Source organism: Streptomyces sp. NPDC054932, assembly GCF_053610205.1.
The window spans coordinates 1-23,361 of sequence record NZ_JBSGXU010000127.1; the positions used below are offsets into that span (position 1 = coordinate 1).

Here is a 23,361-nt window from a genome sequence, read left to right on the forward strand (position 1 = left end):
CACCGGCAGGGCCGGTGTCAGCCGAGCCCGCGCCCGCGCCACGGCAGCTCCGCCGTGACCACGGTCCCCGCCCCGGCGGGCGAGTCCACGACCAGCACCCCGTCCACGGCGTCCAGCCGCTCCGTCAGCCCCGCCAGCCCACTCCCGCCGGAGGCACTCGCTCCGCCCTGCCCGTCGTCCGACACCCGGATCATCAGCCGGGACCCGGCCCGCCACACCTCCACGCTCGCGCCCCGTGCCCCCGGCCCCGCGTGCTTGCTCACGTTCTGCAGCAGCTCGGACACCACGAAGTACGCGATCCCCTCGATCGCCTCCGCCGGCCGCTCCGGGGGCAGATCCACCGCCACCTTCACCGGCACCACGCACCGCGCCGCCACCGACGACAGCGCCGCGTCCAGTCCCCGGTCCGTCAGCACCGCCGGGTGGATCCCGCGCGCGAGGTCCCGCAGCTCCTGGAGGGCCAGCTTCACTTCCCCGTGCGCCTCGTCGACCATCGCCGCCGCGACCTCCGGGTCCTCCAGCAGCTTCTCCTTCGCCAGCCCGAGCCCCATCGCCAGCGACACCAGCCGGGCCTGCGCACCGTCGTGCAGGTCCCGCTCGATGCGCCGCAGGTCGGCCGCCGCGGTGTCGACCACCACGCCCCGGTCGGATTCCAGCTCCGCGATCCGCCGCTCCAGGTCGTCGGAGGGCGACAGCAGCCCCCGTACCATCGCCCGGTCCACGTTGGCCATCAGCCGTGCCAGGTACGGCATCACCGGCCACAACACGAACAGGCCGGTCAGCGCTACCGTGAAGGTGAGCGTGCCCCACGGCAGCCGGATCAGCTGGTACAGCACGGTCCGCCAGCCGACGGGGTCCTTGATGCTCGTCCACAGCCAGGGGAAGAATCCGCCGGACCGCTTCGGGCCGGGGATCGGGGTCGGCTCGTCCACCCGTACGCCCAGCAGCCTGCGGGCGCGTGCCCGGTCCAGCCGTCCCAATTGCCGAGACAAATACAGACCGTACGCGAGCAGGGGAATTCCGACCGCAGTCACGAAAAGGCCGCCTGCGGTGGAAACCATGACAACCGCGTAAACAAAACCGACGACCGCCAGCGGCAGGTTGCTCAGCAGATACGCGATCTCCTTCCACGTCACGGCGCCGAAGGCGGCGCGTACCGGGGGAGGGCGATCGTTGTCGGGGATGGCACTGCTCAGGGTCATGCGGCACAGCCTGTCAAGTGCGACCCGCTGATGCCATGGGGTGACCGGGGTGCTGTGAACGGGGGATAACCCCACCCTGTGTGAGGCAGGCCCTAGACTCCCGTCCGTACCAGATCGTCGACAGTGACCGAGGAGCGAGGAACGGACGTGCCCGAACCAACGGTATCGACCGTAACCGTGCTCGCGGCGGACTACTTCCGGAGTTATTCGGTCGTCGGTCTGCTGGCCGCCCTCGGCGTGCTCTTCGTGGCCGTCGCCTTCGGCGCGGGCCGCCTGCTGCGGCCCTCCGTCCCGACCCCCGAGAAGCTGCTGACGTACGAATGCGGTGTGGACCCGGTCGGCGAGGGCTGGGCGCACACCCAGGTCCGCTACTACGTCTACGCATTCCTCTACGTCATCTTCGCCGTCGACTCGATCTTCCTGTTCCCGTGGGCGACGGTGTTCGCCGCCGCCGGTTACGGCGCCACGACGCTCGTGGAGATGTTCATCTTCCTGGGCTTCCTGGCCGTCGGCCTGCTCTATGCGTACAAGAAGGGCGTCCTCGAATGGACGTGACACCGGCTGTGACGCCGACCGAGGGCGTGCTGCTCCCGGAGCCCAAGCGCCTCGGAGTCCTCTCCCGCCTGGCCCCGGAACCGATGAAGGTGGTCCTGAACTGGGGCCGCCGCTACAGCCTGTGGGTCTTCAACTTCGGCCTCGCCTGCTGCGCGATCGAGTTCATCGCCGCGTCCATGGCCCGGCACGACTTCATCCGGCTCGGTGTGATCCCCTTCGCGCCCGGCCCCCGCCAGGCGGACCTCATGATCGTCTCGGGCACCGTCACGGACAAGATGGCCCCGGCCGTGAAGCGTCTCTACGAGCAGATGCCGGAGCCGAAGTACGTCATCTCCTTCGGCGCCTGCTCCAACTGCGGCGGCCCCTACTGGGACTCGTACTCGGTGACGAAGGGCGTCGACCAGATCATCCCGGTCGACGTCTACGTGCCGGGCTGCCCGCCGCGTCCGGAGGCCCTGCTCCAGGGCATTCTCAAGCTGCAGGAGAAGATCGCCCGCGAGTCGCTGGCGGAGCGGTACGCGGACGGGCCGTCCGTGTCCCAGCTGACGAGCGGCCTGGTCACGCCCCCGCCCGCGCCCGCGCCCGGTTCCGGTTCCGGGGCCGGGGCATCCGCGCAGGGGGCGGGCGCATGAACCTCTACGACTCCCTGCCCGACGCGGCGCCGACGGTCTTCGGGGCCGAGGCCCTCGCCGAGTTCTCGTACGACGTCCTCACGGTGGACGTGCCCGTCGGCAGCTGGATCTCCGCCCTCGAAATCGCCCGGGACAAGCTCGGCTGCACGTACTTCGACTGGCTGAGCGCGGTGGACGAGCCCGGCACCGGCTTCCGGATCTGCGCGCACGTCGTCTCCCTGGAGAACCACCGGGTGCGCCGTCTGCTGCTGCGCACGACCGTCCCGCACGGCGCCCCCTCCCTGCCGTCCGCGGTCGCCGTGTACGCGGGGGCGGAATGGCACGAGCGCGAGACCTTCGAGATGTTCGGGGTCGTCTTCACCGACCACCCGCACCTCGTTCACCTGCTGCTCCCGGAGAACTTCGAGGGCCACCCGCTGCGCAAGGACTTCGTGCTCGCGGCGCGCGTCGCCAAGGCCTGGCCCGGCGCCAAGGAGCCGGGCGAGGCGCACGATCCGGACGCGCCCAAGCGCCGCCAGATGCTCCCGCCGGGCGTTCCGGACCCCAACGACTGGGGCCCGATGAAGGGTCAGCTGCCGCCGGCCCCCGCCCGCCCGGCCCGTACCGCGCGCGCAGCCGGCGCGGCGGGCGCCGCCGCGCGCACCCCGCGCGAGGGCGCCCCGGTCCGCCGTACCCGCTCGGTCAGCGAGGGCTCGGCCACCCAGGCCCCCGCCGACGCAGCCACCGAGGCGAACCCGGCGGCCGTCGAGTCCGCGGAGTCCGCGCCGCGCCCGCCGCGGCGTACCCGCTCGGTGTCGGAGGGCTCGGCCAGCCAGTCGGCCCCGGCGGATGCACCGACCGGGGCGGCTGCGGAGGCTCCGCCGCGCCCGCCCCGCCGTACCCGTTCCGTCGCCGACGGCTCCGTGAGCCAGACCCCGGCTCCGGATGCAGCCGCTCCGGGTACGGAACCCACCGCACCGGATGCCGCCGCCGCACCGCGCCGCACCCGCTCGGCGGCCGACGGCTCCGTGAGCCGGACCCCGGCCCCGGCCGCACCGGAGGCCGGGGAGGCAGCGGCCCCGCCGCGCCGCCCCGCACCCCGCAGCTCGGACGCCCCCTGGCACGACCCGAAGCCCGCCTTCGAAGAACCGGCCCCCGGGCCGGCTCCGGAGGCGGCCCCCGAGGGAGCACCCGAAGCCGCGCCGAAGGCAGAGCCGGAGCCCGGACCCGAGCCGGAACCCAAGTCCGCCCCGAAGGCCGGGCCCGCTCCGAAGGCCGGGCCCGCCACGGGCGACGGTCCCCGCCCCACCACCGACCCCACCACCGACACCGGAGGCGACGCGTGAACGACGTCCTCGACGTCGCCCTGCGGCTGATCGTCGTCTTCGCCGTCTTCCTCGTGCTCCCGCTCGTCGTCGGGCAGACCGAGCACAAGGTGATGGCCCACATGCAGGGCCGCCTCGGCCCCATGTACGCCGGCGGCTTCCACGGCTGGGCCCAGCTCGTCGCCGACGGCGTGAAGTTCGCGCAGAAGGAAGACATCGTCCCGGCGGGCGCCGACCGCCGGATCTTCCAGCTCGCCCCCGCCGTCGCCCTGCTCCCGTACCTCCTCGTCCTCCTGGCCATCCCGATCGGCCCCGGCGAGGGCGCCGTCGGCCAGGTCATCGACGCCGGCCTGTTCTTCGTGCTCGCCGTCATGGGCGTCGGAGTCCTCGGCTCCCTGATGGCCGGCTGGGCCTCCGCGAACAAGTTCTCCCTGCTCGGCGGCCTGCGCACGGCCGCCCAGCTGCTCGCCTACGAGCTCCCCATGCTGCTCGCGGCCGCCTCCGTCGCCATGGCCGCCGGTACTGTCTCCCTCCCCGGCATCGTCGAGGCCTTCCAGTGGTGGTGGCTGCCCTGGCAGATCGTCGGCGCGCTCGTCTTCTTCACCGCCGGCCTCGCCGAACTGCAGCGGCCCCCCTTCGACATGCCCGTCGCCGACTCCGAGATCATCTTCGGCGCGTACACCGAGTACACCGGCCTGCGCTTCGCGCTGTTCCTGCTCGCCGAGTACGCCGGCATCGTCGTCCTCTGCTTCCTCACCACCGTCCTCTTCCTCGGCGGCTGGCACGGCCCCTTCGGCGCCGAGGGCCTCGGCTGGGTCTGGACCCTGCTCAAGACCGCGATCCTCGCCTTCGTCGTGATCTGGCTCCGCGTGAGCTACCCGCGCCTGCGCGAGGACCAGCTCCAGAAGCTCGCCTGGACCACACTCATCCCGCTCGCGCTCGCCCAGATCGCGCTCACCGGCATCGTGAAGGTGGCGATCCAGTAATGCCCATCCCCGGATCCGGCCTGGCCAAGGGCCTGGCCGTCACCCTGCGCACGATGACGAAGCGCTCGCACACGGCCCAGTACCCCGAGGTCCAGCCCGAACTCCCGCCCCGTTCCCGCGGGGTCATCGGACTGTTCGAGGAGAACTGCACGGTCTGCATGCTCTGCGCCCGTGAGTGCCCCGACTGGTGCATCTACATCGACTCCCACAAGGAGACGGTGCCGGCGTCCACCCCGGGTGGCCGCGAGCGCAGCCGCAACGTCCTCGACCGCTTCGCCATCGACTTCTCCCTCTGCATGTACTGCGGCATCTGCATCGAGGTGTGCCCCTTCGACGCGCTCTTCTGGTCGCCGGAGTTCGAGTACGCGGAGACCGACATCCACGAGCTGACCCACGAGCGCGACAAGCTCCGCGAGTGGATGTGGACCGTCCCGGCGCCGCCCGCGCTGGACCCGGCCGCCGAGGAGCCCAAGGAGATCGCCGCCGCCCGCAAGGCAGTGGAGAAGGCCGAAGCAGCAGCCGCCGCGGCGGCAGCCGCCGAAGCCGCCGCCCGGGCGGCCGAGACCGAACCGCCGACCACCCCGACCCCGGAGTCAGACGCGTGAGCCCCGCCGCCACCCTGGCCGCAGCCGCCACCACCGGGCCCGGCTTCCTCTCCCCGACCGGCGTCGAGATCGCCTTCGTCCTCGTCGGGCTCGCCACCTTCGGCGCCGCCCTCGTCACGGTCACCACCAAGCAGCTGGTGCACGCCGCCCTGTGGCTGGTCGTCGCGCTCGGCGGCATCGCCGTCGAGTACCTGCTGCTGACCGCCGAGTTCATCGCCTGGGTCCAGGTCCTCATCTACCTCGGTTCCGTGGTCGTCCTCCTCCTCTTCGGACTGATGCTCACCAAGGCCCCCATCGGCCGCTCCCCGGACGCGGACTCCGGCAACCGCTGGATCGCGCTCGGTGTCGCCGTCGTCGCGGCCGTGTCGCTGATCTGGGTGGTCGTCGACGCCTTCCGCACCACCTGGATCGACCTCGACGGACCGGTCCAGGGCTCGACGAAGGTCTCCGGCGAGATCCTCTTCCAGCACTGGGTGCTGCCCTTCGAGGCGCTCTCCGTCCTCCTCCTCGCGGCCCTGATCGGCGCCATCGTGCTGTCCCGCAGGAACGAATCCACCGACGCCAGCGACAAGGGGCAGCGCTGATGCACCTCGCCTACCCCGCCGTGCTCGCGGCGCTGCTCTTCTGCACGGGCCTGTACGGAGTACTCGCCCGCCGCAACGCCATCCTGGTCCTGATGTCCGTCGAGCTGATGCTCAACGCCGTCAACCTCAACCTGGTGGCCTTCGACGTCTGGCTGCGGGACGCCCTGCACGCCGGCCAGGCCCTCACCCTCTTCACCATCGCGATCGCCGCCGCCGAGATCGGCATCGGCCTCGCGATCGTGCTGATGGTGTACCGCAACCGGGGCACCTCCGACGTCGACCGGCTGCGCGACACCGCCGAGGGCCACGAGCCCGCCCCGAACAACCAGAGCGAGGTCACCGCGTGAGCACCACGACCCTCGCCGTCCTCGTCCCGCTGCTCCCCTTCCTGGGCGCGGTGGCGGGACTGCTGCTCGGCCGCACCGCCCCCGGCTTCGTCCGGCCGCTGGCGATCCTGCCGACCCTCGCCGCCGCCGTACTGGCCGTACTCGTCGCCGTCCGCCAGGGCGGCGGCCCGGCGATCAGCACCGCGACCGAGCTGACCCCGACCGGCTCGGTGCCGATCGACCTCTCGCTCTACATCGACGGCTTCGCCGCGCTGGTCGCCGTCCTGGTCGGGGTGGTCGCCACCTGCGTACAGGTCTACTCGACGGCGTACCTCCGTGAGGACCCGCGCTACCCCTCGTACGCCGCTCTCGTCTCACTCTTCACCTCCGCCATGCTGCTCGTCGTCTACTCCGGCGACCTGATGGTGCTGCTGGTCGGCTGGGAGGTCATGGGCATCTGCTCGTACTTCCTGGTCGGCCACTACTGGGAGACCGAAGCGGCCCGCTCCGCCTCCCTGAAGGCATTCCTCGTCACCAAGCTCGGCGACGTCCCCTTCCTGATCGGCCTGTTCGCGCTCGCCACCGACGCCGGCTCCTTCCAGATCACGAAGATCCTGGGCACCGTCGCCGCGGGCGGACTCGACCACCCGACGCTGATCGCGCTGCTCCTGCTCGCCGGAGTCGCGGGCAAGTCCGCGCAGTTCCCCCTGCACACCTGGCTCCCCGACGCCATGGCGGGCCCCACCCCGGTCTCGGCGCTGATCCACGCCGCGACGATGGTCGCCGCAGGTGTCTACTTCATCGCCCGTCTCCTTCCCGTCTTCGCGGCCTCCAGCGCCGCGCTGGTGGTCATGGCGGTGATGGCGGCCGTCACGATGGTCGGCTCCGGCCTCGCCGCCCTCGCCCAGGACGACATCAAGCGGGTGCTCGCCTACTCCACGATCGGCCAGCTCGGCTACATGGTCGGAGCCCTGGCCGTCGGTGACCGCGGCGCCGCCGTCTTCCACCTCCTGTCACACGGCGCCTTCAAGGCGCTCCTCTTCCTCGGCGCCGGCGTGATCATCCACGCCGCCGGTACGAACTCCCTGGGCGTCATGTCCCGGATGGACGGACTGGCCAAGCGCATCCCCGACGCCTTCTGGACGATGACGATCGCGCTGCTCGCGCTCGCCGCGATCCCGCCCTTCGCCGGCTTCTTCTCCAAGGAAGCCGTCCTCGTCGCCGCCGAGCACACCGCGACCGGCCACTCGGAATTCGCCCCCAGCGCCGCCGGCTGGCTGGTGCTGGTCGCCGGTCTGCTGACCGCGCTGCTCACCGCCGCCTACGCCACCCGGCTGTGGCTGATGGCCTTCCGCGGCCGGGGCGCAGCCGCCCCCGACCACGGCAAGGAACCCCTCGCCATGACCGGCGTGCTGTGGCTGCTGGCGATCCCGTCGGTCGGCTTCGGCCTGGCGGCGCAGCCCCTCGCCGACTGGTTCGACGGCGGGGAGCTCACCCCGACCGTGGTCACCTCGGTCCTCGGCACGGGCGCCGCGGTCCTCGGCGCGATGCTCACCTACGCCCTCTGGCAGCGCGCCTCGGCGCAGGCCGCCCTCGCGACCGCGGGCGGCACCGGAGCCGGAGCGCCCGCCTCCGTCGCCGCTGCCGCGGCCGAATCCGCCGCGGAGGCCCCCGAGGTGGCCGAGGTGACCCACGACCACCCCGCCCTCCCGGCCGGCCCCGCCGCCGACCCCGGCAAGGCGCTCCTCGGCCCCCTGCACCGGCACGCGGCCGACGGCTTCCACCTCGACGCCGTCTACGACCGGCTCTTCGTCCGGCCCGTCCGGGCCGCGGCGAGCCTCGTCCGCTTCCTCGACCGCGAGGTCGTGGACACGTACGTCCGCGGCGCGGGCACCGGCACCCAGCTGCTCGGCAGCCTCGTGCGCCGCGCCCAGACCGGCAACGTGCAGAGCTACTTGAGCGCCCTGCTCGCCGGCGCCGTGGTCCTGGCGATCGCCACCGCCGTCCTCGCCAACGTCAACGCCGGATCGTGAGCCGTGAGTCAGCCGTGATTGATATCAGCCCGTCCGTGATGCAGTTCCTTCTGGCGTTCATCGTGGCCGCACCGCTCCTCGGCGCTGCCGCGGCCCTCCTGCCGGCCCCGCCCGGCCTCAAGGGCAAGAGCCCCGAGCAGGCCGTGCTCCGCCACGGCGTGACCGTCACCGGCGTGATCCTCGCCGGGGCGATCGCCCTCGCCCTGGGCTTCGACCACGACGCCCCGTCCCGCTTCCAGGCGACGACGGACATCAGCTGGATCCCGGCGCTCGACGTCCGGATCCACCTCGGTGTCGACGGCATTTCGCTCCCCCTGCTCCTGATGACCGCGCTGCTGTTCTTCCTCTGCGCGCTCTACAGCTACTTCAAGCTGCCCGAGGGCCCCTCCCCGAAGGCCTTCGTCGCGCTGCTCCTCGTCCTGGAGTCCGGCACCCTCGCGACCTTCGCCGTCCTCGACCTGCTGCTCTTCTTCCTCGCCTTCGAGATGGTCCTCATCCCGATGTACTTCCTCATCGCCCGCTGGGGCGGTGCTCAGCGGCAGGCCGCCGCCTGGAAGTTCATCCTCTACACGCTCCTCGGCTCCGTCGTCATGCTGCTCGGCCTGCTGCTGATCGGCCTGGACAGCGGCACTTTCGACATGGTGGCACTCGCCTCTGACAATGGCCGCGAACTGTCCCACACCACCCAGCTCCTGGCCGTTCTCTCCATCGGCATCGGCCTCGCCGTGAAGACCCCGATGTGGCCGCTGCACAGCTGGCTGCCGGACGCCCACACCGCCGCGCCCACCGTCGGATCGGTCCTGCTGGCCGGTGTCCTGCTCAAGATGGGCACCTACGGGTTCGTCCGCATCCTGCTCCCCATCACCCCCGACGGCATGGCCACCTTCGCCCCCTACCTGGGCGCCTTCGCCGCCGTCGGCATCGTCTACGGATCGCTCGCCTGCCTCGCGCTGGCCCGCAAGGGCAACAAGGGCGACCTCAAGCGCCTCATCGCCTACTCCTCCGTCGGCCACATGGGCTTCGTCCTCCTCGGCATCGCGAGCATGACCCCCACCGGCGTCAACGGCGCGCTCTTCGCCAACATCGCCCACGGCCTGATCACCGGCCTCCTCTTCTTCCTGGTCGGCGCCCTCAAGGACCGCTACGGCACCGCCGACCTCGACACCCTCGCCGGAGCCACCGGCGCCGCCCTCTACGGCCGCGCCCCCCGCTTCGGCGCGTTCCTCGCCTTCGCCGCCGTCGCCTCCCTGGGCCTCCCGGGCCTGGCCGGCTTCTGGGGCGAGATGCTGGCCCTCTTCGGGGCCTTCGACCCCGCGCAGGGCCTCTCCCGCCCCGCGTTCCTCACGTACACGGCCGTCGGCGCGTTCGGCACCCTGCTCACCGCCGCCTACCTGCTGATCGTCGTACGGCGCGTCTGCATGGGAGACCCCCACGCCGGTCCCGAGCTCGCCGTCGCGGACATCCAGCGCTACGAGTTCGCCGCCTGGACCCCGCTCGTCGCCCTCACCGTCCTCGCCGGCCTGTGGCCCGCGGTCCTCCTCGGCCTCACCGACCCGGCCGTCCAGAAGCTCCTCGCAGGAGGCAATTCATGACGGCCCTGACGGTCCTCGCCGCCGAGACCCCCAGCCTGGTCCAGTCCGTCGACTGGCTCGCCATCGCACCCGTGGTGATCACCGCCGCCGTCGGCCTGGTCGTCCTCGTGGCCGACCTCTTCGTCCCCGAGCGCCGCAAGCCGCTCCTCGGCTGGATCTCGGTGGCCGGCCTGGCCGCCGCGACCGCCGCCCTGCTGCCCCTGCGCGCCGGTGACCGTGCCACCTTCTGCCTCACCGGCGCCCCGGACGCCTGCAGCTACGTCGCCGACCGGTTCACGCTCGTCGTCCAGTTCCTGGTGCTGGCCGGCGCCCTGGTCACCGCCCTGGTGTCGGTCACCGCCGTCCGCGACACGCGCATGCCGACCGGCGAGTACTGGTTCCTGCTGCTCTCCTCCGCAGCCGGCGCGGCCCTGCTGCCCGCCTCCCGCGACCTCGCCACCCTGATCGTCGCGCTCGAGGTCGCCTCGCTGCCCGCCTTCGCCCTCGTCGGCATGCGCCGCGGCGACCGGCTCTCCTCCGAGGCCGCCCTCAAGTTCTTCCTGTCCTCGGTCACCGCCACCGCCGTGTCGCTGATGGGCGTCAGCTTCGTCTACGCCGCCACCGGCTCCCTGCACCTCACCCAGGTCGCCGACCGCCTCGAAGACGTCCCCGGGCAGCTCGACACCCTGGCCATGGCCGGCGTCGCGCTCACCCTCGTCGGCTTCGCCTTCAAGACCGCGGCCGTCCCCTTCCACTTCTGGGTCCCCGACACCTACGTCGGGGCCCCGCTGCCCATCGCCGGCTACCTCTCGGTGATCGGCAAGGCCGTCGGCTTCACCGGCCTCATCCTCGTCACGGTGATCGCCTTCCCGGCGTACTCCGACATCTGGGGCCCGGCCCTGGCCGTCCTCGCCGCGCTCACCATGACCCTGGGCAACGCCGCCGCCGTCCGCCAGTCCCCCGACCGCCCGAACAGCGCTGTACGGCTGCTCGCCTGGTCCTCGGTCGGACAGGCCGGCTACCTGCTGGTCCCGATCGCCGCGGCCGCGTACTCGGAGCGCGACCAGGTCGGCTCCACCCTCGCCTACGCCCTCATGTACGCCGCCGTGAACCTCGGCGCCTTCGCCGTGGCCGCCCTGGTCGCCCGTACGAAGCCGCTCCACCGGATCAGCGACTACCGCGGCCTGTACGCCGAGCGCCCGGCGGCCGCCCTCTCGCTGGCCTTCTTCCTGCTCTGCCTGGCGGGCCTGCCCCCGGGCATCATCGGGCTCTTCGCCAAGGTCACCGTCTTCCGGTCCGCGGTCGACGCGGGCCTGGGATGGCTGGCCGTGGTCATGGCGGTCAACGTCGTCATCGCCCTGTACTACTACCTGCGCTGGACGGCGCTGCTCTTCCGCGTCCCCGAGGGCGCGCAGACCCGTACGCGGGCCCCCTGGCCGGTGACGGCGGCCATCGTCCTCACCGCGATCACGGCGGTCGTCCTCTCGGGCGCCCCGCAGCTGGTCCTGCGCGTCGCGTCGGGCAGCCTCTTCGCGCAATAACCGGCGCGTGCCACCCGTACGGAGCAGTGCGCGCCGCGGCCCCGCCGCCCCCCGGAAAGGGGCCGCGGTGGGCGGCCGCCCCGCCGTGCCCTGGGAACCAGACGCCCTCACCTCGCGTTGACCAGGAAGGGAGGGTCCACTGGACCGTAGACCCTCACATCCATGACGGGCTCCCCTGCCGCACCACTTGGAGGGCGTACCGTGCACCGCCGGCACAACGGGCTGAAGACCGCCGTACTCCTCGGCGGGCTGTCCGCACTCATCATCCTCATCGGAAGCTTCTTCGGACGGGGCGGCCTGATCATCGCCGTCCTCGTCGCCCTCGGGACGAACGCCTACGCGTACTGGAACAGCGACAAGCTGGCTCTACGCGCGATGCGCGCCCGCCCCGTGAGCGAGTTCGAGGCTCCCCAGCTCTACCGCATGGTGCGCGAGCTCTCCACGTCCGCGCGCCAGCCCATGCCACGCCTGTACATCTCGCCCACCGAGGCCCCCAACGCCTTCGCCACCGGCCGCAACCCGCGCAACGCCGCGGTCTGCTGCACCGAGGGGATCCTGCGGATCCTCGACGAGCGAGAGCTGCGCGGGGTCATCGGCCACGAGCTCAGCCACGTCTACAACCGCGACATCCTGATCTCCTCGGTCGCCGGCGCCCTCGCCTCGGTGATCATGTTCCTGGTGAACTTCGCCTGGCTGATCCCGATCGGTCGGTCGAACGACGACGAGGGCCCCGGCCTCCTCGGCATGCTGCTGATCATGATCCTGGGTCCGCTGGCCGCCTCCGTGATCCAGCTGGCCATCAGCCGCTCGCGCGAGTACGAGGCCGACGCCTCCGGCGCCCAGCTCACCGGGGACCCACTCGCCCTGGCCAGTGCCCTGCGCAAGCTCGACGCCGGTACCAAACAGCTCCCACTGCCCCCCGAGCCCCGGTTGGAGGCGGCGGGCCACATGATGATCGCCAACCCGTTCCGCCCAGGTCAGGGCCTTTCTAAGATGTTCTCCACACACCCTCCGATGGCCGAGCGAATCGCCCGGCTCGAACAGATGGCAGGCCGCCGCCAGTGAAGACAATCCTCAACATCATTTGGCTCATCCTCAGCGGCATCTGGCTGTTCCTGGGGTACCTCCTCGCGGGCGTGCTGCTCTGCATCACGATCATCGGTATCCCGTTCGGCATCGCCGCCTTCCGCATCGCCGTCTACGCCCTCTGGCCGTTCGGCTACACCACGGTCGAGCGCCACGACGCCGGCGCCCCGTCCTGCATCGGCAACGTCCTGTGGCTGGTCCTGGCCGGCTGGTGGCTGGCCCTCGGCCACATCGTCACGGGCATCGCCCTCTGCGTCACGATCATCGGCATCCCCTTCGGCATCGCCAACTTCAAGATGGTCCCGCTCTCCCTGCTCCCGCTGGGCCGCGAGATCGTCCCCACGGACGCGCCGTTCGCCTCGCGCTGACACGGTCGCCGGCGTCGTGGACGCCGATGCACACCCCGCCCGCAAGCCGACCGGATCGGCCTGCGGGCGGAGTTGTCCACAGGCCCGGGCGGCTGTCGGTGGGGTGCGTCACCATGAAGGCATGAACGAGACCGAGCAGTTGCTGGAGCAAGTCACGGACCGCGTGCGCAACTCCGCACGCAGGTACGAGCGGCACGGCAGGTCCCTGCCGGGGCCGCTGGACGCAGGGGAGATCACCCGCGCCGAAGCCATACTCGGCTTCGCCCTGCCGCCCCTGCTCGCCTCGCTCCACATACGCGTCGGCGACGGCGGATTCGGCCCAGGTCAGGGGCTGCTGCCGCTGCGTCAGGCCGTCCTCGCGTACGAGGAGCGGAGATCCTCCGGGTGGCGCTGGCCCGAAGGGGTACTGCCCGTGGCCGACTTCGGCTGCGGACTGGACGCCTGCGTGGACTGCCGGTCCGACACCGCCCAGGTCCTGCTGTTCGACCCGACCCCGGGCGAGCCCGAGCTCGCCTGGTACATCGACGCCCCGAGCCTGGCCGGCTGGCTGCGCGGCTGGCTCGACGGCACTGCCTGGTACTGCGACGAGTCGCCGGCGGGGGAGGAGTACGACCTGGAGCCGACACCCTGGGACGGATTCAGATCCCGGATCTGAGCCGCCCCCGCACCCCATGGGCCAGTACGCCCACCACCAGCACCGCCGCCCCCCAGGCCACCGCCGCCAGGGGCAGCGCACACGCCAGCACCACACAGCCGGACAGCCCGACCGCCGCCACGGCCCGACCCTTGACAGCTGAATCGAGAGTCCACGCAGAGACGTTCGCGATCGCGTAGTAGACCAGCACTCCGAAGGAGGAGAAACCGATCGCGCCCCGCAGATCGGCGGTGGCCGCCAGTACCGCCACGACCGCACCCACTGCCAGCTCGGCATGGTGCGGCACCTGATGCCGGGGGTGTACGGCCGCCAGCGTGCGCGGCAGATGGCCGTCGCGGGCCATCGCCAGGGCGGTCCGCGAAACCCCGAGCACGAGCGCCAGCAGCGAGCCCAGCGCGGCCAGGGCCGCGCCCACCCGGACCACCGGGGCCAGTTCGGGCCGGCCGGCCGCCCGGACCGCGTCGGCGAGGGGGGCCGCCGAGCGCGCCAGCCCCTCGGCGCCGAGCACCGACAGCGCCGCCACCGCCACGGCGGCGTACACCAGCAGCGCGATCCCCAGCGCCAGCGGAACCGCCCGCGGGATCGTCCGCTCCGGATCGCGCACCTCCTCGCCCAGGGTGGTGATCCGGGCATAGCCCGCGAAGGCGAAGAACAGCAGACCGGCGCCCTGCAACAGCCCGTAGGCGCCCCGCCCCGGCCCGCCCAGCCGCTGCGGGTCGGCCGCCCCGGAGGACAGGCACACCACGACCACCCCGGCCAGGACCGCCAGCACCGCCACCACGATCAGCCGGGTGATGCGGGCCGACTTCTGCACGCCGCCGTAGCTCGCGGCGGTCAGCGCCACCACCGCCGCGACGGCCACGGCATGCTGCTGCCCGGGCCAGAGGTACGCCCCGACCGTCAGGGCCATCGCCGCACAGGAAGCGGTCTTGCCGATCACGAAGCCCCAGCCGGCCAGATACCCCCAGAAGGGCCCGAGCCGCTCGCGCCCGTAGACGTACGTGCCGCCGGAGGCCGGATACCGGGCGGCCAGCCGCGCCGAGGAGTGCGCGTTGCAGTAGGCCACGAGAGCCGCCACGGCCAGAGCGGCCAACAAGGCGCCCCCGGCCGCCCGCGCCGCGGGTGCGAGGGCGGCGAAGATCCCGGCGCCCACCATCGCGCCGAGCCCGACGACCACCGCGTCGGACACCCCCAGGGTGCGTCTCAACTCTTCTTCCACGGGCGGAGGGTAACCCCGCTAGATGACGCCCTCCCGGCCGGGAAGCGGCGTCCGCGTGCGCTCCCACCCCTCCAGCGCGGTCAGACAGGCGTGGTCCAGGTGGCGCAGCCCGCTCAGGTCCAGCCGCACCGGCTGCCCGTGCGGCAGCGCGTCCAGGGCGTCGAGCAGCTTGGGAAGCCTCAGGAAGCTGGCGTTCCCCATGACCTGCACGCACAGCTCCTCGCCCTTCCACACCTCCTCGATGTGCACGTGGGAGGTCTCCCAGGCGGCCTTGGCCACGGCCAGCCCCAGCCCGATCAGCACGCCCTCGAAGAGATTGGTGACCACGATCGCCGAAGCCGTGACCACCAGCACCACCGCCTCGCCCCGGTGCGTCCGCCACAGCGCGGCCACCGCCCTGGCCGGCAGCAGCTTCCAGCCCGCGTGCAGCAGTACCCCGGCCAGTGCGGCCAGCGGCACGCTCTCCAGCACCTGGGGGAACGCCACGGCGAAGAGCAGCAGCCAGCCGCCGTGCATCACCCTGGCCGCGCGGGTGCGCGCCCCGGCCTCCACGTTGGCGGCGCTGCGCACGATGACCGCGGTCATCGGCAGCGCGCCGAGCAGCCCGCACACGCTGTTGCCCACGCCCTGGGCGATGAGCTCCTTGTCGTACTCCGTCCTCGGCCCGTCGTGCATGCGGTCCACGGCGGCCGCGCTGAACAGCGTCTCGGCGGAGGCGATCAGGGCCAGCGCGACCACGGTCCCGGCCGCGCCGACCGAGGCCAGCACCCCGAAGTCGCCCCAGGCGGGCGGGGACACGGCCGCCAGCACCCCCGTGACCCGCACCTTCTCGACGGGCAGCCGCAGCAGGACGGCCGCGGCGGTGGCCGCGGCCACCCCGACGAGCGCCCCGGGCACGACCCGCAGCCTGGCGGGGACCCGGCGCCAGGCGACCATGGCGGCGATGGTCCCGACCCCGAGCAGCACGGCGGCCAAGTCCGCCTGAGCGCCGAGTTCGTGCACCCCGCTCAGCTTCGCGAGGGTCTGTCCCGGAGCCTCCACACCGCCCAGCGCGTACAGCTGCCCGGAGATCAGCACCAGCCCGATCCCGGCCAGCATCCCGTGCACGACGGCTACGGAGATCGCCCGGAACCACCGCCCGAGCCGCAGCAGCCCCATTCCCAGCTGCACCACCCCGGCGGCCAGCACCAGCACTCCGAGCGCGGGGAGACCGTAGACCTGCACCGCCTCGTAGACGAGCACGGTGAGCCCGGCCGCGGGCCCGCTCACCTGCAGGGCGCTCCCGCGGAACCAGCCGGTGACCAGCCCGCCGACCACCCCGGTGACGATTCCCAGCTCGGCCGGCACCCCGGAGGCGACCGCCACCCCCACGCACAGGGGTAGTGCGACCAGCGCGACGACGACGGATGCCCCGAAGTCATCACGGAACGTGCCGGCCCCAGGCATGCGAGAACCCCCTGCCACGCGGTGATGTGATGCCACCCAGCGTGCTGGGCGCACTCATCGCCACCCAAGTGCCCACAGAGGCCCGCAGTGGCGCGTGCGCCGCACACGCCCCGCACACACCCCCCTCGCAACCGCCGCGGCCCGGCGGTCGGTGAAGACCGCCGGGCCGGCGTGAGGCAGATCGCGCAACAGGGTCAGCGGTAGTTCACGAACTGGATCGCGAAGTCCAGGTCCTTGCCCTTGAGCAGCGCCTGGACCTCCTGGAGGTCGTCACGGCTCTTCGAGCTGACACGCAGCTCCTCGCCCTGGACCTGGGCCTTGACGCCCTTGGGACCCTCGTCCCGGATGATCTTCGCGACCTTCTTGGCGTTCTCCTGGGAGATGCCCTCCTCGATCGTGGCGAAGATCTTGTACTCCTTGCCGGACAGCTGCGGCTCCCCGGCGTCCAGCGCCTTCAGCGAGATCCCGCGCTTGACCAGCTTGGTCTCGAAGACGTCGAGGACGGCCTTCACGCGCTCCTCGGAGTTCGCCTCCATCAGGATCTTCTCGCCGGACCAGGCGATCGTGGCGCCGGTGCCCTTGAAGTCGTAGCGCTGCGAGAGCTCCTTGGCGGCCTGGTTGAGGGCGTTGTCGACCTCCTGCCGCTCGACCTTCGAGACGATGTCGAAACTGGAGTCGGCCATGTGCTGTGGCTCCTTGAAGTCGGTGGTGATCACCCCGGAGGGCGCGGCGGGACATCCCCGGCCCGCTCGGCAAAGCCTAGCCACCGCGCACACCCGCAGTGCTGATCAATTCGGTGGTGAAGCACCCCCGGTCATCAGGTATCGTTTACGTCGTTGCCAGGGAGCGCCGCCGCAAGGCGGAAAAAATGGCAGCAAATCTTGGCGGTGTGCCCGAGTGGCCAAAGGGAGCAGACTGTAAATCTGCCGGCTCAGCCTACCCAGGTTCGAACCCTGGCGCCGCCACGCGAGTGGAACCCCCGTTCATCTGTGGAATCACAGTGAGCGGGGGTTCTTTCGTACCCGGCCGACCGCGGCACGGATGCGGGGCGAGTGCGAGGGGCGCGGTCCTCCAGGAATTGCTCCGGTCAGATGAACTACTCACCTGACTGGGCCACAGCCCCGGCCCTGCCAGCGCCACGGCCAGGCCGCGGCCGGGTCGGATGGGCGGCGCGTGACGCACGCACCCCTCCCATCGCATCCCGCGGCCGCTCTCGGCGCCGGCGGGTAAGGAAGCCATGAACCTGAACCATCAGACGGCGACGATTCAACGGCCCCGGGGGCGTTCCCGGGTTCTGCTCGCCTCCATCGCCGCAGCCGCGGCCCTCACCGGCCAGCTGATCGCGGTGGCTCCGGCCGCATCCGCGGACGGGCCCAAGCCGACGGGCCACCAGAACGCGAAGCCCGTCGAGGGCAAGAAGCACGGCCTCTCGGAGTACGACAAGCACGACAAGCACAAGAAGCACTCGCCCCTGGTCATCCACGGCCTGAGGCAGTTCACCTCGGACAACACCTTCACCCCGCCGCCGGGCGTCACCTCCGTGTTCGTCCAGGCATGGGGCGCCGGAGGTGGTGGCGGCGGCGGTGGCGGGTCCGCGCGCAACAACAACGGTGGCGGCGGCAACCCGAACAACCCGAACAACCCGGCCGGTGGAGTCGACGGCGCCGCGGACGCGGACGCCGCGGCAGCCGCACGCAACACCGGTGGCCACGGCGGTGGCGGCGGTGGCGGCGGCTTCACCTGGTGCGTCATCCCGGTCACCCCGCTGGCGGACTACGGCGTGGACGTCGGCACCGGAGGCGCCAACGGCCTCGGCGGCGCACCGGGTGCCAACGGCACCGCCGGCACCGCGGGCAGCACCACGTCCCTGACCGTGGCGGAGAGCAACAGGGTCCTCCTCACCGCCACCGGTGGCGGCGGTGGCGGGGGCGGCGGCGCCGCGGACCGCGGTCCCGGCGAGCCCGGCACGCCCGGCCTGGGCGGCAGCGGATCGTGCTCCTCGGGCGGCATCAACCACGCCGGTGACCCCGGCAACCCCGACGGCACCGGCGGCGGCACCGCGGACGGCATCGTCCAGCTCCCGGACGGCACGGCCGTGGGCGGCGACGGCGGCCGGGGCGGCGGCACCAACCGGGCCATCGGCAACTCCGGCTCCCGCGGCAAGGACGGCGGCGACGGCTACGTAGTCATCTACTGGTAGGTCGTCCACCGGTAGCCGCACCCGCGCACCACAGCACCGACCGGAAGCCCGTCCCGCCCGCGACCACGGACGGGCGGGCTTCCCGGCGTCGCCGCGGCGCCGTGCGCGAAAATCGTTGTGCGGGGCAGGTGCGGCTGCGGCATGCTGGCCGCGTGATCAGCACCAGCAGCCGAAAGGCCCATGCCGCGTAAGGCACCTTCGCAGGTCAGGATGGACCTGCCGACCCGAACGCCCCCAAGGCCCCGGCCGCACGGCCGTGCCGTCGTCCCACGGGTGTCCGCCACCACGCTCGCCGCGATCGCCCGCGTCGAGCACCGCCGGTACACGCCCGGTGAGACGTACCGCGCCCTGTGGCACTGGCGCAGGACCGCGTACCGGCGGGGACCGTGGATCATCTACCTGGAGACCGACGACGACCACGGTTGCTGCGACCGGGTGAACCACTGCCGCAGGAAACTGGAGACGGTCTGCGTCCTCCTCCCGCCCCGGGCCCGGCGCGAGTTGCGCGCCGTGATCGCACCGCTCGACGAGCGCTTCCTCGCCCGCACCCTCAACGATCCGTACGCCGACCCGGGTGATCCCTGGTGGCAGCGGCGCCTGACGTACTGACCACGGCCGCAACGTCGGCGGCCCCGGTTCGTTCACCGGGGGTGAAATGGACATCTGACACGCGCGGGAAGGTCGGCGGCGGGGTGCTCGTGGCCCTGCTCGGCGCAGGGATCCCGGCTCTGGTGGGAGCGGCCCTCCACACGAACGTGGGGGAGCCCTACCAGGAGACCCGGTTGTACTTCGGATCCCAGAGGGCCGACGGCACAGACCCGGTCGGGGAACGCGAGTTCATGCGGTTCCTGGACCGGGAGATCACCCCCGCCTTCCCCGAGGGGCTGACCCTCCACGACGGGTACGGCCAGTGGCGCGGCCAGGACGGCAAGATCGTCCGCGAGACCTCGTACGAAGTGGTCCTGCTCTACCCGGAGAAGGAGGCCGACGAGCGCAGCACGCGCATCGAGCGGATCCGGCAGACGTACGAGGACCGGTACCAGCAGGATTCCGTCGGCCGGTCCGACGACAAGGTCAGCGCCGGGTTCTGAACCGCCGGCCGGCCGGGCCACGCGGACGGCCGGACCACGCGGACCGTGTGACGGCCGGACCGTGTGACGGCCGGGGCCGCGGCGTCAGTTGCCCGCCACGTCCTTCACGGCCACCTGGACCGGCGTCGAACCGGAGACCAGCTCCAGGGTCAGGCCCGCCGTCGCCGGGGTCTCGATCAGCTCGGCCAGCACCGCCGCCACGTCGTCGCGCGGGACGGCCCCACGGCCCGTCTGCGCCTCCAGACGGACCAGGCCCGTCCCCGCGTCGTCGATCAGCGAACCCGGGCGCAGCACGGTCCACTCCAGGCCCAGCCGGGTCCGTACGTGGTCGTCGGCCTCGCCCTTGGCCCGCAGATACGCGTCGAAGACCTCGTCGCCCCCGTGGTGCGCGTCCGCGCCCATCGAAGAGACCATCAGGAAGCGCCGTACGCGGGCCCGTTCGGCGGCGTCGGCGAAGAGCACGGCCGCTCCGCGGTCCACGGTGTCCTTCCGTCCGATCCCGCTGCCGGGGCCCGCCCCGGCGGCGAACACCGCCACGTCCGCGCCCTGCAGGATCCCCGCCACATGCTCCACCGAGGCCGACTCCAGATCGCAGAGCACCGGCTCGGCGCCCGCCTGCCTCAGGTCGTCGCCCTGTGCCGGGTCGCGGATGATGCCCGCGACCTCGTACCCGCCCGCGGCGAGCAGGCGCTCCAGCCGCAGCGCGATCTGACCGTGTCCACCCGCGATGACGATGCGCATGACCCGACCGTACGACGAGCCGGGCGCCCACGCCCGCGAACGAACGGCGGGGTTCAGGGCCCCGGCTCCGTACGGCCCTGCCGGGGCAGGTCCAGAGCCACGGCGACGGCGGAGTCGCAGTACTCCCGTACGGCACTCGTACGGGCTACCACCCGCCCGCGGTGGATCACGATCCGGCTGTAGGCGAGGGACAGCACGCCCGCGATCCGGTCCCCGCGCACGGCGAGCAGCTCCGCCGGGAAACCGGCCTCCACCCGGACCTCCGGCAGGCCCATGGCCTCGCGGGCGCAGGCGCTGACGGAGTCGTAGGCATCGCCCGCCCGGAGCCCGCCCTGGGAGGCCAGCAGGTACGCGGCCTCCAGCGGGTCCCCTCGGCCGACCGGGTTGCCGGCGTCCCGCAGCGCCCCGCTGCCGGCCGCGACGCGCACCCCGGCCGCCCGCAGCAGCCGTACGGGCGCCGTGCGCAGGCCGCGGCGTTCCAGGGCCGCGCAGTCGCCCTGGGGCAGGCAGGTCACCCGTACGCCGGCCGCGGCCAGCTGGTCCGCGGCGCGGGCCGCCGCGTCCAGCGGGAGCCGGGACAGGCCCCCGCAGGGGCCGATGGTCACCCCGGGGCGCAGCCCGCCGGCCATCGCCGCGAGCCGGGAGAGGCGGGCCGGATCGTCACCGTCCGTGTGCAGGTCGACGGGGCAGCCGTGCTCGGCCGCGAGTTCCAGAACGGCTTCGAGGAAGCCCGTCGGGTCCGGGTCCAGATCCGGGCAGCCGCCGATCACGGAGGCGCCCATCTTGACCGCGTCCCGCAGCATGGCGAGCCCGTCCGCGCCGGCCACCCCGGTCAGCAGCCGCGGGACGGCGACGGCGGTGAGGTCGGCGAGCCCGCGCAGGGAGCGGCGGGCCTGGAGCACGGCTTCCATGGGGCCGAGGCCGTGCATGTCGCCGATCCGGACGTGGGAGCGGACCGCGGTGGCGCCGTGGCCGAGCTGCAGGAGGGCGGCCTCGGTGGCCCGGCGCTGGACCTCGTCGGGCGTGTAGGAGACGGGCCCCTCGCCGTCGGCGGTCAGCGCGGTGTCCCCGTGGGCGTGCGGCTCGGCGGGGGCGGGGAGCAGCAGGTAGCCGGTCAGGTCCACCCGGGACAGCGCGGGGGCGGTGAGGCTGCCCGTGGTGCCGACGGCCTGGATCCGGCCGCCGCCGAGGCGGACGTCGACGGTACGGCCGTCGGTGAGACGGGCCCCGGCGAGCAGCAGAGTGGTGGTCTCGGCTGCGGCCGCGTTGCCGTTGCCGTTACCGCTGCGGGGCGATTGGAACGGCTGCTGCGGCGGGCTGTCGGACATCGCGCTCCTGCGGTGGCTCGGGCGGTTCCTGGAGCCGTGGCCGTGGCCGTCGCCCGCGGCCCAAGATCACGCAGCGTGCTCAGAGCCTAGGGCGCGGCGCACCCCGCTTCACGGAAGAGCGCAATAGTCGTACCGGTGTGGTGCCCGTGCGCCGGGGCGCCCGCGGGTGAGCCCCGGCGGCCCGGTGGCTCCGATCCGCCGCCGCCGGAGTGTGACCCCGCCCACAATCTGCCCGAAAAATGGGGCTGGAGTGATCCGAGGGTTGATCGAGAAGGGCTCGCGAACCCCCTCGGAGCCCTGTCCCCGCAAAGGATTTGGGCGATCGGCGGGCAACCGTGTAATGTCTTCATCGCTCGCCCCAATAGCTCAGTCGGTAGAGCGTCTCCATGGTAAGGAGAAGGTCTGCGGTTCGATTCCGCATTGGGGCTCTGGTGAGAGAGGTTCCCCACCCTCGGGTGGGGAGCTGATCACATCAAAGCGGCGTAGCTCAGTCGGTAGAGCAAGCGGCTCATAATCGCTGTGTCACCGGTTCAAGTCCGGTCGCCGCTACACACAGTAGCCGATTGCGGGGTCGGTCTCCCGATCGGCTACTCTTTTATGCGTTCATCCGTCCCATAGTCCGTCAAGGAGCACTCACGTGGCTGCCACCGACGTCCGCCCGAAGATCACGCTGGCCTGCGTGGAGTGCAAGGAGCGGAACTACATCACCAAGAAGAACCGGCGTAACAACCCGGACCGTCTTGAGATGAAGAAGCACTGCCCGCGCTGCAACTCGCACACCGCGCACCGCGAGACCCGCTGACCCCAGCGAAGTCTCTTTTAACAGGCACCGTCATGAGGTCGTCCCCTTCATTGGGGGGCGGCCTTGTGTCGTTTCCGTACCTGTTGCTGTCTCTGTTCTTCCAGTAGTTCCTGTTCTTTCGCCAGTTCTTGCGTCATTCGTGTCCGTTCATCAGGAGGTAGTGAGTCATGGCTCTCGACCAGTCCTTCGTGGGGCGGAGCTACCCGCCCACCGATCCGTACGAGGTCGGCCGGGAGAAGATCCGCGAATTCGCGGTTGCGGTGGGTGACACCAATCCCGTCTACACCGATCCCGAAGCCGCGAAGTCGCACGGCTACCCCGATGTGATCGCTCCGCCGACTTTTGTGTTTGCGATCACTTTCAAGGCGGCCGGCCAGGTCGTCGAGGACCCGCAGCTCGGGCTGGACTACAGCCGCGTCGTGCACGGTGACCAGAAGTTCGCGTACTCCCGCCCGGTGCGCGCGGGTGACCGGCTCTCGGTGGTCTCCACCATCGAGTCCGTGAAGTCGCTCGCGGGCAATGACGTCATCGACATCCGCGGCGAGGTCCACGACGAGACCGGCGAGCACGTGGTGACGGCGTGGACGAAGCTCGTCTCCCGCGCCCCCGAGGAGGCCTGACATGGCAGCGCAGATCCAGTACGCGGACGTCGAGGTCGGCACCGAGCTGCCGGCGGCGTCCTACCCCGTGACGCGCGCCACGCTCGTCCAGTACGCGGGCGCCTCGGGAGACTTCAATCCGATCCACTGGAACGAGAAGTTCGCCAAGGAGGTCGGGCTGCCGGACGTGATCGCGCACGGCATGTTCACCATGGCCGAGGCGATCCGCGTGGTCACCGACTGGGTCGGCGACCCGGGTGCGGTGGTCGAGTACGGCGTGCGCTTCACCCGGCCGGTCGTGGTCCCGAACGACGACCGGGGCGGCCTGATCGAGGTCACCGCGAAGGTGGCCGCGAAGCTGGACGACAACCGGGTCCGGGTCGACCTCACGGCCACGAGCGAGGGCCAGAAGGTCCTGGGCATGTCCCGCGCGGTGGTCGAACTCGCCTGAAGCGACAGGTGGGCGAGCGGAGGGCGGGGGCCGGTC

The 23,361-nt window shown here is 72.0% G+C and carries 25 protein-coding genes and 3 tRNA genes; 22 read left to right on the plus strand and 6 right to left on the minus strand.

The features are described from left to right. Positions 1-17: 17 nt before the first annotated feature. Positions 18-1,202: a sensor histidine kinase gene (locus tag ACWGE1_RS27980; RefSeq protein ID WP_453423243.1), complete on the minus strand. Its 1,185-nt coding sequence runs from the start codon at positions 1,200-1,202 to the stop codon at positions 18-20. A gap of 147 nt (positions 1,203-1,349) precedes the next feature. Here ACWGE1_RS27980 and ACWGE1_RS27985 point away from each other — a divergent pair, with 147 nt between their 5' ends. From ACWGE1_RS27985 to ACWGE1_RS28045, 13 genes are all read left to right on the plus strand, one after another. After that, positions 1,350-1,757, plus strand: coding sequence for an NADH-quinone oxidoreductase subunit A (locus ACWGE1_RS27985; protein ID WP_453423244.1), 408 nt, complete (start codon positions 1,350-1,352; stop codon positions 1,755-1,757). Beyond that, positions 1,748-2,389, plus strand: coding sequence for an NADH-quinone oxidoreductase subunit B (locus ACWGE1_RS27990; RefSeq protein ID WP_453423245.1), 642 nt, complete (start codon positions 1,748-1,750; stop codon positions 2,387-2,389). Before ACWGE1_RS27985 ends, ACWGE1_RS27990 begins: the two co-directional genes overlap by 10 nt. Then, the gene (locus ACWGE1_RS27995; protein WP_453423246.1) at positions 2,386-3,714 is read left to right on the plus strand and encodes an NADH-quinone oxidoreductase subunit C; all 1,329 of its coding nucleotides are present in this window, start codon (positions 2,386-2,388) and stop codon (positions 3,712-3,714) included. The genes ACWGE1_RS27990 and ACWGE1_RS27995 overlap by 4 nt, the downstream gene beginning before the upstream one ends. Further along, complete coding sequence (locus tag ACWGE1_RS28000; RefSeq protein ID WP_453423247.1) at positions 3,711-4,679, plus strand: complex I subunit 1/NuoH family protein; 969 nt, start codon at positions 3,711-3,713, stop codon at positions 4,677-4,679. The genes ACWGE1_RS27995 and ACWGE1_RS28000 overlap by 4 nt, the downstream gene beginning before the upstream one ends. Further along, positions 4,679-5,284, plus strand: a complete 606-nt coding sequence (locus tag ACWGE1_RS28005; protein ID WP_453423248.1) for a NuoI/complex I 23 kDa subunit family protein — start codon at positions 4,679-4,681, stop codon at positions 5,282-5,284. Before ACWGE1_RS28000 ends, ACWGE1_RS28005 begins: the two co-directional genes overlap by 1 nt. After that, entirely contained in the window at positions 5,281-5,868 is a 588-nt protein-coding gene (locus ACWGE1_RS28010; RefSeq protein ID WP_453423249.1) for an NADH-quinone oxidoreductase subunit J family protein, read from the plus strand. The genes ACWGE1_RS28005 and ACWGE1_RS28010 overlap by 4 nt, the downstream gene beginning before the upstream one ends. Beyond that, positions 5,868-6,215 carry an NADH-quinone oxidoreductase subunit NuoK gene (gene nuoK / locus ACWGE1_RS28015; RefSeq protein ID WP_030012576.1) on the plus strand — a complete coding sequence of 116 codons (348 nt, stop codon included), beginning with the start codon at positions 5,868-5,870 and terminating at the stop codon, positions 6,213-6,215. The genes ACWGE1_RS28010 and nuoK overlap by 1 nt, the downstream gene beginning before the upstream one ends. Then, on the plus strand, positions 6,212-8,227 hold the full coding sequence (locus tag ACWGE1_RS28020) for an NADH-quinone oxidoreductase subunit 5 family protein (RefSeq protein ID WP_453423250.1): 2,016 nt from the start codon (positions 6,212-6,214) through the stop codon (positions 8,225-8,227). Before nuoK ends, ACWGE1_RS28020 begins: the two co-directional genes overlap by 4 nt. A gap of 38 nt (positions 8,228-8,265) precedes the next feature. Then, positions 8,266-9,819: a complex I subunit 4 family protein gene (locus ACWGE1_RS28025; RefSeq protein WP_453423262.1), complete on the plus strand. Its 1,554-nt coding sequence runs from the start codon at positions 8,266-8,268 to the stop codon at positions 9,817-9,819. Next, positions 9,816-11,339: an NADH-quinone oxidoreductase subunit N gene (locus tag ACWGE1_RS28030; RefSeq protein WP_453423251.1), complete on the plus strand. Its 1,524-nt coding sequence runs from the start codon at positions 9,816-9,818 to the stop codon at positions 11,337-11,339. Before ACWGE1_RS28025 ends, ACWGE1_RS28030 begins: the two co-directional genes overlap by 4 nt. A 201-nt stretch (positions 11,340-11,540) precedes the next feature. Continuing rightward, positions 11,541-12,404: a zinc metalloprotease HtpX gene (gene htpX / locus ACWGE1_RS28035; protein WP_453423263.1), complete on the plus strand. Its 864-nt coding sequence runs from the start codon at positions 11,541-11,543 to the stop codon at positions 12,402-12,404. After that, positions 12,401-12,793 (plus strand): YccF domain-containing protein, encoded by a 393-nt coding sequence (locus tag ACWGE1_RS28040; RefSeq protein ID WP_189733420.1) that lies wholly within the window; start codon positions 12,401-12,403, stop codon positions 12,791-12,793. Before htpX ends, ACWGE1_RS28040 begins: the two co-directional genes overlap by 4 nt. A 121-nt stretch (positions 12,794-12,914) precedes the next feature. Then, the gene (locus ACWGE1_RS28045) at positions 12,915-13,448 is read left to right on the plus strand and encodes an SMI1/KNR4 family protein (protein WP_453423252.1); all 534 of its coding nucleotides are present in this window, start codon (positions 12,915-12,917) and stop codon (positions 13,446-13,448) included. Here ACWGE1_RS28045 and ACWGE1_RS28050 read toward each other — a convergent pair. From ACWGE1_RS28050 to ACWGE1_RS28060, 3 genes are all read right to left on the minus strand, one after another. Continuing rightward, entirely contained in the window at positions 13,432-14,667 is a 1,236-nt protein-coding gene (locus ACWGE1_RS28050) for an APC family permease (protein ID WP_453423253.1), read from the minus strand. The genes ACWGE1_RS28045 and ACWGE1_RS28050 overlap by 17 nt on opposite strands. Before the next feature lie 18 nt (positions 14,668-14,685). Further along, positions 14,686-16,113, minus strand: coding sequence for a SulP family inorganic anion transporter (locus tag ACWGE1_RS28055; protein ID WP_453423254.1), 1,428 nt, complete (start codon positions 16,111-16,113; stop codon positions 14,686-14,688). Positions 16,114-16,307: 194 nt separating this feature from the next. After that, a complete protein-coding gene (locus ACWGE1_RS28060; RefSeq protein WP_030009008.1) occupies positions 16,308-16,796 on the minus strand; it encodes a YajQ family cyclic di-GMP-binding protein in 489 nt (162 codons plus the stop codon). Between the two features lie 200 nt (positions 16,797-16,996). Here ACWGE1_RS28060 and ACWGE1_RS28065 point away from each other — a divergent pair. The 4 genes from ACWGE1_RS28065 (at position 16,997) to ACWGE1_RS28080 (ending at position 19,404) form a co-directional block, all read left to right on the plus strand. Next, a tRNA-Tyr gene (locus tag ACWGE1_RS28065) sits at positions 16,997-17,078 on the plus strand. A gap of 272 nt (positions 17,079-17,350) precedes the next feature. Then, the gene (locus ACWGE1_RS28070; protein ID WP_453423255.1) at positions 17,351-18,313 is read left to right on the plus strand and encodes a hypothetical protein; all 963 of its coding nucleotides are present in this window, start codon (positions 17,351-17,353) and stop codon (positions 18,311-18,313) included. A 273-nt stretch (positions 18,314-18,586) separates the two neighbouring features. Then, positions 18,587-18,922, plus strand: coding sequence for a hypothetical protein (locus tag ACWGE1_RS28075; protein ID WP_453423256.1), 336 nt, complete (start codon positions 18,587-18,589; stop codon positions 18,920-18,922). Positions 18,923-18,963: 41 nt separating this feature from the next. Next, the gene (locus tag ACWGE1_RS28080; RefSeq protein ID WP_453423257.1) at positions 18,964-19,404 is read left to right on the plus strand and encodes a DUF3574 domain-containing protein; all 441 of its coding nucleotides are present in this window, start codon (positions 18,964-18,966) and stop codon (positions 19,402-19,404) included. A gap of 84 nt (positions 19,405-19,488) precedes the next feature. Here ACWGE1_RS28080 and ACWGE1_RS28085 read toward each other — a convergent pair whose 3' ends face one another. Both ACWGE1_RS28085 and ACWGE1_RS28090 read right to left on the minus strand, forming a co-directional pair. Beyond that, the gene (locus tag ACWGE1_RS28085) at positions 19,489-20,145 is read right to left on the minus strand and encodes an SDR family oxidoreductase (RefSeq protein ID WP_453423258.1); all 657 of its coding nucleotides are present in this window, start codon (positions 20,143-20,145) and stop codon (positions 19,489-19,491) included. 53 nt (positions 20,146-20,198) lie between these two features. Continuing rightward, positions 20,199-21,473 (minus strand): amidohydrolase family protein, encoded by a 1,275-nt coding sequence (locus ACWGE1_RS28090; RefSeq protein ID WP_453423259.1) that lies wholly within the window; start codon positions 21,471-21,473, stop codon positions 20,199-20,201. Positions 21,474-21,828: 355 nt separating this feature from the next. Between ACWGE1_RS28090 and ACWGE1_RS28095 the strand changes: the two genes are divergently transcribed. The 5 genes from ACWGE1_RS28095 (at position 21,829) to ACWGE1_RS28115 (ending at position 23,325) form a co-directional block, all read left to right on the plus strand. Beyond that, positions 21,829-21,901 (plus strand) — tRNA-Thr (locus tag ACWGE1_RS28095). A gap of 48 nt (positions 21,902-21,949) precedes the next feature. Further along, positions 21,950-22,022, plus strand: a tRNA-Met gene (locus ACWGE1_RS28100). A gap of 88 nt (positions 22,023-22,110) precedes the next feature. After that, the gene (gene rpmG, locus ACWGE1_RS28105) at positions 22,111-22,275 is read left to right on the plus strand and encodes a 50S ribosomal protein L33 (protein ID WP_003956487.1); all 165 of its coding nucleotides are present in this window, start codon (positions 22,111-22,113) and stop codon (positions 22,273-22,275) included. 167 nt (positions 22,276-22,442) lie between these two features. Then, a complete protein-coding gene (locus ACWGE1_RS28110) occupies positions 22,443-22,895 on the plus strand; it encodes an FAS1-like dehydratase domain-containing protein (protein WP_453423260.1) in 453 nt (150 codons plus the stop codon). A gap of 1 nt (position 22,896) precedes the next feature. Then, positions 22,897-23,325: a MaoC family dehydratase gene (locus tag ACWGE1_RS28115; protein ID WP_453423261.1), complete on the plus strand. Its 429-nt coding sequence runs from the start codon at positions 22,897-22,899 to the stop codon at positions 23,323-23,325. Positions 23,326-23,361 lie beyond the last annotated feature (36 nt).